The sequence below is a fragment of the Pseudomonas sp. PDNC002 genome (assembly GCF_016919445.1).
In the GTDB taxonomy this organism is placed as follows: Bacteria; Pseudomonadota; Gammaproteobacteria; order Pseudomonadales; family Pseudomonadaceae; genus Pseudomonas.
On the sequence record NZ_CP070356.1, the window covers coordinates 3,009,699 to 3,023,584 of the forward strand.

The window sequence follows — 13,886 nt, forward strand, 5'->3', positions numbered from 1 at the left end:
TGAGTAGCGATCTAGGAATCCCGCTCGCCGAACGCCTGGCTGGAGTGGAAGAGATCGAGTGCGTCACCCCCGACCTCAACGGGGTGCCGCGTGGCAAGGTGATGACCGGCGAGGGCTTCCTCACCGGGCGCCGGTTGCAGCTGGCGCGCGGCGTCCTGCTGCAATGCATCATGGGCGGCTACCCGCCGGCGAAATACTACGGCAGCGACGATGGCGACCTCGCCCTGGTTGCCGAGCCCACCCAGATCCACCGCCTGCCCTGGAGCGACGAGCCCCGCGCCTTCGCCATCTGCGATGCGGTCGAGCTCGACGGCAAACCTTCCGGCCTGTCCACCCGCGGCCTGCTCAAGCAGGTGTTGGCGCGTTACGCCGAACGCGGCTGGAGCCCGGTGGTGGCGACCGAACTCGAGTTCTTCGTGTTCGCCCCCAACCCGGACGCCAACGAGCCCTTCCAGGCGCCGGTGGGGCTCGACGGTCGCCGCGAGATCGGCCACTCGGCGTTCAGCGTGTCCTCCAACAACGGCCTGCGTCCGTTCTTCCAGGACGTCTACCGCTGCATGGAAGCCGTGGGGCTGGAACGCGACACCTTCATGCACGAGATGGGCACCACCCAGTTCGAGATCAACTTCCTGCACGGTGATCCGGTCCTGCTCGCCGACCAGACCTTCCTGTTCAAGCACCTGCTCAAGGAAGTGGCGCTCAAGCACGGCCTGATCGTCGTCTGCATGGCCAAGCCGCTGGCCCACACGCCGGGCAGTTCGATGCACATCCACCAGAGCATCGTCGACGGCGAAGGTCGCAACATCTTCAGCGATGGCAACGGCGGGGCCACGCCGGCCTTCCGTCATTTCATCGGCGGCCAACAGGCATGCCTGGCGGACTTCACCCTGCTGTTCGCGCCGAACGTGAACTCCTTCCAGCGCCTGTGCCACCCGTACGCGTCGCCGAACAATGCCTGCTGGTCGCACGACAACCGTGCCGCCGGCCTGCGTATCCCGGCCAGCCCGCCGGTCGCTCGTCGTGTGGAGAATCGCCTGCCGGGCGCCGACGCCAACCCGTACCTCGCCATCGCCGCCAGCCTGGCCGCCGGCCTGCACGGCATCGAGCGCGAGCTGGAGCCCTCCGCGCCGATCCAGGGTGAATTCGAGGTGCCGCCGGAACTGCTGCTGCCTTGCACGATGTACGACGCCTTGCAGCGCCTGCAGCGCAGCGAGCTGGCCCGCGAGGTGTTCGGCAACGAGTTCATCGATGGCTACTGCGCGACCAAGTCGATGGAGCTGACCAGCTTCTTCGATGAGATCAGCCCCTGGGAGCGTCGAGTCCTGGCCGCCCAGGCCTGATTCGCGGGCACGCCGACACAGCTGCGCCGAAAGTCTGGTGCAGCTGCGATCGGCGGCCATCTCAAGGCTATCTCCAGGGCATCCTCGTTCATCCCGCCGCGATCCTTCGCAATGCCTCGCGTCGCACTGCGCGACCCGCTCTGTTCCAGGCCCGGCAGCCCTCTCGACGCGTCGATTGGCAGGCTCTAATGTGTCAGCGCAAGTCCCGCTTTCCGCCGCCTGGGCATAGCCCCGGGGTTGTCCTGGACCAGGAGGTCCAATGCTTCGGATCGTCACTGCCTTCCGCGCTCTGTACTTCGCCGCTGTCATGCTCCTGACCGGTTCCGGTCTGCTCAGTACCTACCTCGCTTTGCGCCTGGGCGCGGAAAAGGTCGATGGGCTGTGGATCGGCGCCATGATGGCGGCCTACTACCTCGGCCTGGTGCTGGGCGGCAAGATCGGCCACCGGCTGATCGCCCGCGTCGGCCATATCCGCGCCTATGTCGCCTGTGGCGGCCTGGTCACCGCCGCGGTGCTGGGCATCGGCCTGTTGCCGTGGATCGGCTTCTGGCTGGTGCTGCGGGTCGCCATCGGCCTGGGGATGATGTGCCAGTACATGGTCATCGAGAGCTGGCTCAACGAGCAGGCCGAGGCGCGCCAGCGCGGGCTGGTGTTCGCCGGCTACATGGTCGCCTCGTACCTCGGGCTGGTGCTCGGCCAGTTGGTGCTGGTGGTGCATCCGGGGTTGGGGCCGGAGCTGCCGATGATGATCGCGCTGTGCTTCGCGCTGTCGCTGATTCCGGTGGCGATCACCCACAAGGTCCACCCGGCACCACTGCGCCCTGCGCCGCTGGAGCCACGCTTCTTCATCCAGCGGGTGCCGCAGTCGCTGACCACGGTGCTGGTATCCGGCCTGGTGGTCGGTTCGTTCTACGGCCTGGCGCCGCTCTATGCGGTGGACCAGGGTCTGAGCACCGAGGAGATCGGTCTGTTCATGGGCGGCTGTATCTTCGCCGGCCTGCTGGTGCAGTGGCCGTTGGGCTGGCTGTCGGACCGCATCGACCGCGCCGTGCTGATCCGCAATGCGGCCATCCTGCTCCTGCTGGTCGCCCTGCCACTGGCGGCGCTGCCACTATTGCCGGTGCCGCCGCTGAGCCTGGCCTTGCTGCTGCCGATGGGCTTCCTGGTCTGCCTGGTGCAGTTCACGCTCTATCCGCTGGCGGTGGCGTTCTCCAACGACCACGTCGAGGGCGAACGCCGCGTCTCGCTGACCGCCATGCTGCTGGTGACCTTCGGCGTTGGCGCCTGTATCGGTCCGCTGGCGGCCGGCGCGCTGATGAAGGTGTTCGGCGCGAACATGCTCTATGCGTTCGTCTGCGCCTGCTCGCTGATCCTGATCTGGCGTGTGCGTCCCGAGAAGGTCAGCGGCGTGCACCGGGTCGACGAGGCACCGGTCAAGCACGTCGCCACGCCGGACAGCCTGGCATCCTCGCCGCTGTCCGCCGCACTCGACCCGAGGGTCGATGACAGGGCGGTGGAGGAACAGATGAAAGGCAACGACGCCACGGTGTCGTCGCCGGAGGCGGAAGAGGAAAGTCGACCGGCCTGATGGCGCGGCGGGGAGGGCGGCAAGGTCTTGCCGCCGCGGCTAGAACAGCTCGTCCTTGTCGAAGCGGCGGGCTTCACGCTGCAACTGGTAGACGAAGCGCTCGATGTTGCGCTGCACTAGGCCGCTGACCTGGTGGAAGCGCATGCCGGCGAAGCTGTAGCCGACCTTCTCCTCGAAATGCACATGACGCATCTCGACACCGAGGGTAATGGCGCCGAACGGCAGGCGGGCGGTGAGCTGCTCGTAGATCTGGCCGGGCTGCAGTCGATCGCTGACGTTGCCGTCCAGGCGGATCTTGCAGCCGGTGGCGGAGATGTCGATCAGGTTGCCCTTGAGCGGCGACTTGAGCTTTTCCCCGGCGAGCTCGACCGGAACCGGCTGGCCCTGGCCGACCGGCGCGCGGAAGGCATTGCGGCGCTGGTGGTAGAGCATTTCGGCGGGTACCGGCAGCCAGTAGCAACGAGCACCGTCGATCTCGGAAAAGAAGGCGTTCTGCTTGCATTCCCAGGCGATGCGCACGCCCTCGTGGAAGGCTTCGATGCGGAAGGGCTCGCCGTTCTGCAGGAAGCGCTCGCCGTCGTTGGGGATCAGTTCGTCCAGCGCGACGATGTTGCGCTCGCGGTTGATCTCGACGACGAAGCTCTGGAAGCGCTGGCCGCGGCCTTCGAAGGTGATCAGCAGGGGATCGTGGCTCTCCATCAGCGTCCGCAGGCTGGCATGGATCTCCACCGGAGCTTTCAGGATCTTCGGCGGTTGAGGGCCATTTTCCTCGACGAACAGATTGGACACGGTCCGCGGATCTCCATTGTGTTTTTTATGAGTAAGGCACGGGGCAGGGTGGATAGTGGCATTTTGCCCAAATGCGTGCCGTCAGGCCAGCATTCGGACCAAAGGTTCAGGCCTGGCTGAGCGGGCGCTGCCGATTGCCCTGGGTCGAGCCGCCGTAGCGGTCGTAGAGTCGCGGGGTGTCCTGGCCGCGCAGGATATCGAGCGTGCGCTCGGTACTGGCCTGGCCGGAGCGGATGATGCGGCCGTTGCGCTGGTTGGCTTCCTGGCAGCGATTGAGCAGGGCGCCCAGCTCTTCCGCACGCACCGGCAGTTCGGCATTGCCGACCGCCTGGGCGAGTTGCGCGAGGCCTTCGCGGTCGGCGCTGACGCCGGCCTGCTGCAACGCCTGGGTGCGGATGCGACCGTTCTGCTCGAGCTGCTGCAACAGCGGCAGCTTGCTGTCGAGCAGCTTCTGCAACTGGTCCAGGTCGCGTGCTTGCAGCGCCTGGTACTCGTCATCGATCAGCTGCAGCAGCGCGGTGGCTGCTTCGATGTCGCCGTTGATCAGGGAAAGCAGGGCATCGGACATCTTGGGCTCGGCGTTCTGACGGTTGAGCTGGCGCTGCGCGAAACTCAGCGCTGGGATTCGAAATCGAGCAGCTTGCTGGCGACTTTCTGGCTGTCGACCTGGTAGCTGCCGTCAGCGATGGCCGCCTTGATGCGAGCCACTTTCTCGTTGTCGACCACGGGCTGATCCTTCAGTTGATCGCTTACTTTCTGCAACTGCTGGGCGGTGTCGCTGAGCTGCACCGACTCGCCGCTCTTGGTCGGGGCGTTGACGGGAGCATTATCGGCGGTGGCTTCGCTGCGACCGCTCTGGGCAGCACTGCTACGGCCAGTGCTGGCTGTCGTAGAGGCTGGGTTCAGCCGGTTGAAGTCGATGACCATGTTGGAAACCTCTGGAGGTATTGGACGCTTGCCAAGCTTTTCGGCCGTCTTGAAGGAAACTTTAGGCCGAATTTTCGTGCGCCCGAGCACATTTTCAGCAAGGTTGCGTTCATCATGCCAGAAACGCCGGCAAACCGAGAGCTACAGGCTGACTTCGACGGTGCCAGGCTCGACCACCCGTGCCTTGACGATACGCTGCGAGCGCAGGTTGCGCACGCGGATCTGCTCGCCGGGCACGCCATCGGACAGCGCCTCGCCGGGCATGAATACGTTGATCGCGCTGGTCTTGGCGCGGATCACCACCTGGTCGCCCTTGCGCACGGCGGCCGCCTGTTCGAGGAACACCGGTGCCAGTACCTGGTCGTTGACGGTTGGACGCTTGAGCTTCATGCCGAGCGCCTGCTGCGGGTCGGTCAGGTAGCCCTGGTTCAACTGGCCGACGTCGCGCTCCACGATGCTGATGTCGCCGGACTCGATGACATGGTTGCGCTGCAGGGGCAGGGTGGTGACGACAACCTGACGGTACAGCTTGACCGTCGCGGGTACGAACACCGTCCAGGGCGAAGTGCCTTCGCAGAGGACTCGCACGGTAACCCGACCAACGGGCTGCGCCGGGCTTTCCAGCTTCTGCGTCAGGTCCTTGTCGCACTGCGCCAGGCGCAGCCGGGGGTCGATGCGTGCGACTTCGATCTCGTAGCGCGCGTCTATGCCGGAAGTCTGCAGATAATCTTCCACCTTGAACTCAAGAAAGCCCTGGGTGGAGCCGATAAGGATTTCAGGCGCAGTGAAGCCTTCCGCCCCAGCCGGGGAGAGGGTCAGCGCACCCGTCATGCCGAGCAGCGCAGCCACCAGGGCGCGCGCGGGTCTCAGCTGTCGGAAAAATGTCGTTGCCTGTTTCATGCAACGATCCAAGCAATGGTCATGCCGTCTTCGTGAGTCGGGGCGGCGTTGCGTGCACAGGAGGCTCAATGGCCGGAGTCATGGATTCGGTCAACCAGCGTACGCAGCTGGTTGGCCAGAATCGTCTCGAACTGCTGCTGTTCCGCTTGAACGGCAGCCAGCTGTACGGGATCAACGTGTTCAAGGTGAAGGAGGTGCTGCAATGCCCCCGCCTGACCGTGATGCCCAAGTCCAGCCAGGTGGTGCGCGGGGTGGCGAACATCCGCGGGGGTACCATTCCGATCCTCGATCTGGCGCTGGCCACGGGCCGTCACGCCTTGCGGGACATCGGCAACAGTTTCGTGATCATCACCGAGTACAACACCAAGGTGCAGGGCTTCCTGGTGCACTCGGTGGAACGCATCGTCAACATGAACTGGGAGTCGATCCATCCGCCACCCAAGGGCACCGGTCGCGATCACTACCTGACGGCGGTGACGCGGGTGGATAACCAGTTGGTGGAAATCATCGACGTGGAGAAGATCCTCGCCGAAGTGGCGCCGACCTCGGAGGACATCTCCGAAGGCGTGCTGGATGCCGACACCCAGGCCCGCGCGGTGAGCAAGCGCGTGCTGGTGGTGGACGACTCCTCGGTGGCGCGCAAGCAGCTGGTGCGCTGCCTGGAGACCGTCGGCGTCGAGGTACTGGCGCTCAACGATGGCCGCCAGGCGCTGGATTACCTGCACCAGATGGTGGAGGCCGGTGGGCATCCGGGTAGCGATCTGCTGATGGTGATCTCGGATATCGAGATGCCGGAAATGGACGGCTACACGCTCACGGCGGAAATCCGTCACGACCCGCGCATGCAGGATCTGCACATTCTCCTGCATACTTCGTTGTCCGGGGTGTTCAACCAGGCCATGGTGAAGAAGGTCGGCGCTGACGACTTCCTCGCCAAGTTCCGTCCCGATGACCTGGCGGCCCGCGTGTCGGATCGCATCAAGGCGGTGGATGGCGCGTCGGCCTGACGGATCGTGACAAGGTGTGGGTGGCGCCGGTGCCGCCCGCATCGTCTAAGGTTTTTTGAACACCGGTCAGGCAATTGCCGTCGTTTTACCGGCAGCTGTCCACGAGCAAAGAGGCGTATCTGTGACATCCACCAATTCTGAATTCGAGCTGTTCCGGGATTTCCTGGAGAAGACCTGCGGCATCCTCCTGGGCGCCAACAAGCAGTACCTGGTCTCCAGCCGCTTGAACAAGTTGATGGAGCAGCAGGGCATCAAGTCCCTGGGCGAGCTGGTGCAGAAGATCCAGATGCGCAGCCAGCTGCGCGAGCAGGTGGTCGATGCGATGACCACCAACGAGACCCTCTGGTTTCGCGATACCTATCCCTTCGAGGTGCTGAAGAACCGCGTGCTGCCGGAGATGATCAAGGCCAGCCCCGGCCAGCGCCTGCGCATCTGGTCGGCGGCCTGTTCCTCGGGGCAGGAACCCTATTCGCTGTCGATGGCCATCGACGAGTTCGAACGCACCAACCTCGGCCAGCTGAAGGCGGGCGTGCAGATCGTCGCCACTGATCTCTCCGGCTCCATGCTCAGCGCCTGCAAGGCGGGTGAATACGACAGCCTGGCGATCGGCCGCGGCCTGTCGCAGGAGCGCCTGGCGCGCTACTTCGACCAGAAGACGCCGGGGCGCTGGACGGTGAAGCCGGCGATCAAGAGCCGCGTGGAGTTCCGTGCGCTGAACCTGCTGGACAGCTACGCGACCCTGGGCAAGTTCGACATGGTGTTCTGCCGCAACGTGCTGATCTATTTCTCGGCCGAGGTGAAGCGCGACATCCTGCTGCGCATCCATGCCACGCTCAAGCCCGGCGGCTACCTGTTCCTCGGCGCCTCCGAGGCGCTCAACGCGCTGCCGGATCATTACCAGATGGTCCAGTGCAGCCCGGGAATCATCTACAAGGCCAAGTGACTGGCCGCTGCCCCGCCTGTTCGGGCGGGGTTCCTGCAATCGCATTCACCTGATCGCGGACAAGGTCCGCTCCTACGCAGTGGTCGGTTGTCGTAGGGGCGGGCGTCGTCCGCGATGTTCTTGAGCCGCGCCGAATTTCAACGAGGGGCCAGCTCTTTGTAGGAGCGGATCTTATCCGCGATTCGCCCGCAGGCCGGCGCTGGCACCACTGGCGGAGTGCGGGCGGTAGTCCATGGAGCTCACCTGCGGCAGCAGATTCCTGCGCTTTGGATTTCGCGGACAAGGTCCGCTCCTACGCAGTGATCGGCTGTCGTAGGGGGGCGTCGTCCGCGATGTTTTGAGCCGCGCCGAATTTCAACGTGGGGCTGGCTCTTTGTAGGAGCGGATCTTATCCGCGATCCGCCCGCAGGCCAGCGCTGGCACCACTGGCGGAGTGCGGGCGGTAGTCCATGGAGCTTTCCTGCGGCAGCAGATTCCTGCGCTTTGGATTTCGCGGACAAGGTCCGCTCCTACGCGGTGATCGGCTGTCGCAGAGGGGCGGGTATCGTCCGCGATGTTTTGAGCCGCGCCGAATTTCAACGAGGGGCCTGCTCTTGTAGGAGCGGATCTTATCCGCGATCCGCCCGCAGGCTGGCGCTGGCACGATTGGGGGAGTGCGGGCGGTAGTCCATGGAGCTCACCTGCGGCAGCAGATTCCTGCGCTTTGGATTTCGCGGACAAGGTCCGCTCCTACGCAGTGATCGGCTGTCGTAGGGGGGCGTCGTCCGCGATGTTTTGAGCCGCGCCGAATTTCAACGTGGGGCCGGCTCTTTGTAGGAGCGGATCTTATCCGCGATCCGCCCGCAGGCCGGCGCTGGCACCACTGGCGGAGTGCGGGCGGCAGTCCACGGAGCTTCCCTGCAGCAGCAGATTCCTGCGCTTTGGATTTCGCGGACAAGGTCCGCTCCTACGCAGTGATTGGCTGTCGTAGGGGGCGTCCGCGATGTTCTTGAGCCGCGCCGAATTTCAACGAGGGGCCGGCTCTTGTAGGAGCGGATCTTATCCGCGATCCACCCGCAGGCCGGCGCTGGCACGACTGGCGGAGTGCGGGCGGTAGTCCGCGGAGCTTCCCTGCGGCAGCGGATGCCTGCGCTTTGGATTTCGCGGACAAGGTCCGCTCCTACGCAGTGATCGGCTGTCGCAGAGGGGCGGGCATCGTCCGCGATGTTTTGAGCCGCGCTGAGGGGCCGGCTCTTTGTAGGAGCGGATCTTATCCGCGATCCACCCGCAGGCCGGCGCTGGCACGACTGTCGGAGTGCGGGCGGCAGTCCTTGGAGCTCACCTGCGGCAGCAGATTCCTGCGCTTTGGATTTCGCGGACAAGGTCCGCTCCTACGGGGAGATTTCCAAGGGGCGGCAAGGCGCAGCGGCGAGCTTGCCGTCTTGCCCGTAGCGGCAAGGAAATCGGTTGCCGCTTGCCGCTGTTTGCCGCCCCTTGCCGCTCTCTGTACCCACTCAAGCCTTTGATAATCAACGATTTGCGAATCTGGCACGGGCCTTGCTGAAGTGTTGGCAAGCCCACACCGGCAAACAGGTTCGCAACCATGAGCATCAGCTTCGACAAAGCCCTCGGCATCCACCAGCAAGCACTGAGCTTCCGCTCCCAGCGCGCTGAAGTCCTGGCCAATAACCTGGCCAACGCCGATACGCCCAGCTACAAGGCGCGCGACATGGATTTCGCCTCGGTGCTGGCGGCCCAGTCGGACAAGCTGAAGAACGGCACCTTCAGCACCACCCTGACCAACACCCGCCACATCGAGGCGGATGGCCTGGCCATGGGGGACGAATCGCTCAAGTACCGCATCCCGAACCAGCCGTCGGTTGACCAGAACACCGTGGATGAGCAGATCGAACAGGCCAACTACGCAGAGAACTCCGTGCAGTTCCAGGCTTCGTTCACCTTCCTCAACAGCAAGTTCAAAGGGCTGATGAACGCCCTGCGCGGAGAGTAATCGCCATGTCGCTCGCCAGTGTCTTCAACATCGCCGGGACCGGCATGAGTGCCCAGACCACCCGTCTGAACACCACCGCGTCGAACATCGCCAACGCCGAGAGCGTCTCGTCGAGCATCGACCAGACCTACCGCGCCCGTCACCCGGTGTTCTCCACCATGCTGCAGAACGCCCAGGGCGGCGACCAGGGATCGCTGTTCGGCGAGACCGACCAGGCCGGCGCCGGTGTGCAGGTACTGGGCGTGGTCGAGGACCAGAGCCCGCTGGTGCCGCGCTATGAGCCGAACCATCCGGCCGCCGACAAGGACGGTTATGTCTACTACCCGAACGTCAACGTGGTGGAGGAGATGGCCGACATGATCTCCGCCAGCCGTTCTTTCCAGAGCAACGCGGAAATGATGAACACCGCCAAGCAGATGATGCAGAAGGTCCTGACCCTGGGTCAGTAAGCGCAGAGGACGCCCCATGAGCATCAATACCGACAACACCACTTCGAACTCGGTCCTCACGTCGCTGAACGCGGGACAGAAGAACGCGTCCACGGCCGAGACCGGCACCAGCGCGCTGGGCAAGGATTCCTTCCTGCAGCTGCTGGTGACCCAGTTGAACAACCAGAACCCGCTGGACCCGCAGGACAACACCGAGTTCGTCTCCCAGCTGGCGCAGTTCAGCAGCCTGGAGAGCATGGAGAACCTGGATACCACCCTGGGCAGCTTCTATTCCTCGTTCCAGTCGTCGCAGGCCCTGCAGGCCTCCTCGCTGGTCGGCCGCTCGGTGATCGTCAACTCCAGCAAGGTTCAGGTCGACGACCCGAGCGCCGGCGTCAAGGGTTCGCTGGTGATGCCGTCCAAGGGCGATGGCGTGACGCTGAAGATCTACGACGACTCGGGCGACCTGGTCCGCACCGTCGACATGGGCAGCCAGAAGGCCGGCAACATCGACTTCACCTGGGACGGCAAGAACGACAGCGGCGAGCTGGTGGATGCCGGTTCCTACACCGTGAAGGCCACCGCCACGCTGGACGGCACCAGTACCGCCCTGACCACCTACCTGCCCGCCACGGTCAACAGCGTCACGCTGGGCCAGAACGGCGGCGAAATGACCCTGAACCTGGCTGGTATCGGCGCCGTCTCGGCTTCCAGCATTCAGACCATCGGAAAATAACGCCGCGTTTCGGCACAGGAGCAACACATGTCTTTCAATACCGCCCTGAGTGGACTCAACGCCGCGTCCATGGATCTGAACGTGACCGGCAACAACATCGCCAACGTCGGCACCACCGGCTTCAAGTCGTCGCGCACCGAGTTCGCCGACCTCTATGCCTCGTCGATGCTGGGTACCGGCCGCAACGCCGTGGGTAGCGGCGTGATCACCCAGTCGGTGTCGCAGCAATTCACCCAGGGCAACCTGAACAATACCGGTCGCAGCCTGGACCTGTCCGTCAGCGGCAACGGCTTCTTCATGACCAGCGACAACGGCGCCCGCGTGTACACCCGCAACGGCACCTTCCACACCGATCCGAGCGGCTACATCATCGATGGCTCGGGCAATCGCCTGCAGGGCTACGGCACCAACGCCAATGGCTCCATCGTCAATGGCGTGATCACCGACCTGAAGGTCGACACCGCCAACCAGCCGCCGAGCCCGACCACCGCGATCACCTCGACGCTGAGCCTGAACTCCAACGCCACCACGCCCAAGACCACGCCGTTCGATGCCACCGACTCGGACAGCTACAACTGGTCGACTTCCGTGGACATCTACGACTCCCAGGGCAACTCGCACACCATGACGAACTACTTCGTCAAGGACAGCAGCAACAACTGGAGCATGTACACCCTGGTGGACGGTCGCAACCCGCAGACCCCGACCAGCACCACGCCGCTGAGCAGTGACCTGACCTTCAACAGCGCCGGCCAGTTGACGGGTATCGCCTCCACCGGCATGACCGTCAACGCCGACAAGACCATGACGCTCACTGGCTGGGTGCCGGCCGCGGTGACCAACCCCAACTCCAACCCGGTGACCTGGGGCGGCAATGGCGCGGCGGGGGCCACTGGCGGCATCAGCCTTGACCTGACCAAGACCACCCAGACCAACGCGGCCTTCGCCGTGACGGCGGTGACCCAGGACGGCTACGCCACTGGCCAGATGTCCGGCCTGTCGTTCTCCGAAGACGGCCAGATGTATGCCACCTACACCAACGGTCAGTCGAAGGTGATCGGCCAGGTGATCCTGGCCAACTTCGCCAACACCCAGGGCCTGACCCCGGTGGGCAACACCGGCTGGAAGCAGTCGCTGGCCTCGGGCGAGGCGGTGATCGGTGCACCGACTTCCGGCACCCTCGGCTCGGTGGGTTCGGGTTCGCTGGAGGAGTCCAACGTCGACCTGACCGCGCAACTGGTGAACCTGATCGTCGCCCAGCGCAACTACCAGGCGAACGCCAAGACCGTGCAGACCGAAAGCACCATCTCCGACACCATCATCAACATCCGTTGATGGGCTGGTGACAAGCAAAGGCCCCGCCGGGATGACCGGCGGGGCCTTTGTCGTTCAGTGCGCCGGCTTTATCGCACGAGATGGTTTTCGATCATCGTCAGCAGGTCGTCGGAGTGACCGCTGATGACGGCCTTGGCGGCATACAGCGCCATGCCCTTGGCCGACTCGACGGAGATGGCTGGCGGCAGCACCAGTTCCTGGTCGACCACCACATCCAGCAACGCGGGGCCGGGTTGTGCCAGCCAATCGACGATGGCCGGCTCCAGCTCGTCGCAATGGGTCACCTTGCGCCCCCATAGTCCGATGGACTGCGCCACCGGGCCGAAGTCCGGGTTCTGCAGGTTGGTGAAGGCCTCCAGCATGCCTTCCACCCGCTGTTCCAGTTCGACGAAGAACAGGGCGCTGTTGTTGAACACCACCAGTTTCAGCGGGATCTTCTCCTGCACCAGCGTCAGCAGATCGCCCAGCAGCATCGACAATCCGCCGTCGCCGCACAGGGCGATGACCTGGCGCTCGGGGAACGCAACCTTCAGCCCGAGCGCCTGCGGCATGGCATTCGCCATGGTCCCGTGCACCAGGCTGCTGAGGGTGCGCCGTCCCGGCCGGGCGGAGATGTAGCGCAGCAGCCAGACCATCGGCGAGCCGCCGTCCGCCGTGAACAGGGCGTCCGCGTTGGCGTGGCGGTCGATCAGGGCCGTGAGGTACTGCGGGCGGATCATTCCGTTGTGCGTGGGGGTGGCGCGCTGGGCCAGGCTGTCCCGGTCCTTGCGATGACGTTCGAGGCAGTGGTCGAGGAAGGTTCGGTCCGGACGGGGCGTGATCATCGGCAGCAGCGCTTCGACGGTACAGCGGATGTCACCCACGGCGCCCAGCGTGATCGGGTGGCGGCGGCCGAGGTGGGCGCTGTCTAGGTCGATCTGGATGATCGTCGCGTGCGCCGGATAGAACTGCCGCCAGGCGAAGCCGGAACCCAGGATCAGCAAGGTGTCGCAATGGGAAACCGCATGGCAGCCAGCTTCCTGCCCCATCATCCCGATCATGCCGACGGTGTAGGGATTCTGTGGTTCGAGGAAGTCCTTGGCGCGGGAGGCATGGGCGATGGGGGCTTGCAGGAGGCCAGCCAGGCGCTTCACTGCATCCTGCGCGCCGGCACACCCGACGCCACCATAGATGGCGATGGAGCGGCCGCTGTTGAGCAGCGCGGCGATCTGCTTCAACTCGGCATCCGCCGGCCGCACCAGCGGTCGCGGGTGGAACGTCGGGCCAACGGCATCCGGGCTGGGCGCCGGCAGTCCGGCGATGTCCGCCGGCAGGACCAGCACCGCGACGCCGCGCTTGTTCAGCGCTTCCTGCACGGCCTGGCGGGTCTTGCGCAAGGCCTGTTGCGGGCTGTGGATCTGCTCGCAATAGACGCTGCACTGGCGGTAGACCTGCAGGAAGTCGACCTCCTGGGGGAAGTCGAAGCCCTGCTCGTCGCTGAGGATCTGGCTGGCGATCAGCACCACCGGTGCGCCGTTGCGATGCGACTCGAACAGGCCGTTGACGAAGTGCAGGCTGCCCGGCCCGCAGCTGCCGGCGCACAGGGTCAGGGTATCGCTGATCAACGCGTCGGCGCCGGCGGCGAAGCCCCCGACTTCTTCGTGACGGACGTGGATCCAGCGTATTTCGCCTTGCCGGCGCAGGGCGTCGGTGAAGTGATTGAGGGTGTCGCCGGGGATGCCGTAGCAACGCCTGGCGCCTGCCTGGTGGAGAATGTCGACCATGAGTTCGGCCACTGTCTGACTCATAGTGTGCTCCTGGTTCAAGGGATGGGAGGAGGGGTTCCAGCCCTCCTGGCCTGATGCCTCCGGCGCCGCGGAAGCTGCGCCGGAGAACCAGGTCCGGGTGGTGTTTCGATGCAGGC

General features: G+C 64.8%; 13 protein-coding genes. 8 read left to right on the forward strand and 5 right to left on the reverse strand.

Features of this window, described 5'->3' with window-relative positions:
- Positions 1–101: 101 nt before the first annotated feature.
- Together JVX91_RS13855 and JVX91_RS13860 are read left to right on the forward strand one after the other, a co-directional pair.
- Positions 102–1,340, forward strand: a complete 1,239-nt coding sequence (locus JVX91_RS13855; protein WP_205340008.1) for a glutamine synthetase family protein — start codon at positions 102–104, stop codon at positions 1,338–1,340.
- Positions 1,341–1,599: 259 nt separating this feature from the next.
- Entirely contained in the window at positions 1,600–2,928 is a 1,329-nt protein-coding gene (locus tag JVX91_RS13860) for an MFS transporter (protein WP_205339739.1), read from the forward strand.
- Between the two features lie 39 nt (positions 2,929–2,967).
- On the opposite strand, the gene JVX91_RS13865 is transcribed toward JVX91_RS13860, so the two are convergent.
- The 4 genes from JVX91_RS13865 to flgA form a co-directional block, all read right to left on the reverse strand.
- The gene (locus tag JVX91_RS13865) at positions 2,968–3,717 is read right to left on the reverse strand and encodes a flagellar brake protein (RefSeq protein WP_205339740.1); all 750 of its coding nucleotides are present in this window, start codon (positions 3,715–3,717) and stop codon (positions 2,968–2,970) included.
- Between the two features lie 106 nt (positions 3,718–3,823).
- Complete coding sequence (gene flgN, locus JVX91_RS13870) at positions 3,824–4,285, reverse strand: flagellar export chaperone FlgN (protein ID WP_205339741.1); 462 nt, start codon at positions 4,283–4,285, stop codon at positions 3,824–3,826.
- 44 nt (positions 4,286–4,329) lie between these two features.
- Positions 4,330–4,644, reverse strand: coding sequence for a flagellar biosynthesis anti-sigma factor FlgM (gene flgM / locus JVX91_RS13875; protein WP_205339742.1), 315 nt, complete (start codon positions 4,642–4,644; stop codon positions 4,330–4,332).
- Between the two features lie 141 nt (positions 4,645–4,785).
- A complete protein-coding gene (gene flgA / locus JVX91_RS13880; RefSeq protein WP_205339743.1) occupies positions 4,786–5,544 on the reverse strand; it encodes a flagellar basal body P-ring formation chaperone FlgA in 759 nt (252 codons plus the stop codon).
- A gap of 68 nt (positions 5,545–5,612) precedes the next feature.
- Here flgA and JVX91_RS13885 point away from each other — a divergent pair, with 68 nt between their 5' ends.
- The 6 genes from JVX91_RS13885 to flgE all read left to right on the forward strand — a co-directional run bounded on the left by JVX91_RS13885 (position 5,613) and on the right by flgE (position 11,983).
- The gene (locus JVX91_RS13885) at positions 5,613–6,551 is read left to right on the forward strand and encodes a chemotaxis protein CheV (protein ID WP_205339744.1); all 939 of its coding nucleotides are present in this window, start codon (positions 5,613–5,615) and stop codon (positions 6,549–6,551) included.
- A gap of 121 nt (positions 6,552–6,672) precedes the next feature.
- Complete coding sequence (cheR, locus tag JVX91_RS13890) at positions 6,673–7,494, forward strand: protein-glutamate O-methyltransferase CheR (RefSeq protein WP_205339745.1); 822 nt, start codon at positions 6,673–6,675, stop codon at positions 7,492–7,494.
- A gap of 1,582 nt (positions 7,495–9,076) precedes the next feature.
- On the forward strand, positions 9,077–9,484 hold the full coding sequence (gene flgB / locus JVX91_RS13895) for a flagellar basal body rod protein FlgB (protein WP_205339746.1): 408 nt from the start codon (positions 9,077–9,079) through the stop codon (positions 9,482–9,484).
- A 5-nt stretch (positions 9,485–9,489) separates the two neighbouring features.
- Positions 9,490–9,933, forward strand: coding sequence for a flagellar basal body rod protein FlgC (gene flgC, locus JVX91_RS13900; RefSeq protein ID WP_205339747.1), 444 nt, complete (start codon positions 9,490–9,492; stop codon positions 9,931–9,933).
- Positions 9,934–9,949: 16 nt separating this feature from the next.
- Positions 9,950–10,648, forward strand: coding sequence for a flagellar hook assembly protein FlgD (flgD, locus tag JVX91_RS13905; protein WP_205339748.1), 699 nt, complete (start codon positions 9,950–9,952; stop codon positions 10,646–10,648).
- Positions 10,649–10,675: 27 nt separating this feature from the next.
- Positions 10,676–11,983: a flagellar hook protein FlgE gene (gene flgE, locus JVX91_RS13910; RefSeq protein WP_205339749.1), complete on the forward strand. Its 1,308-nt coding sequence runs from the start codon at positions 10,676–10,678 to the stop codon at positions 11,981–11,983.
- A gap of 68 nt (positions 11,984–12,051) precedes the next feature.
- Here the strand turns inward: flgE and JVX91_RS13915 are convergent, their stop codons facing one another.
- Positions 12,052–13,770, reverse strand: a complete 1,719-nt coding sequence (locus JVX91_RS13915) for a thiamine pyrophosphate-dependent enzyme (protein ID WP_205339750.1) — start codon at positions 13,768–13,770, stop codon at positions 12,052–12,054.
- Positions 13,771–13,886: the final 116 nt, after the last annotated feature.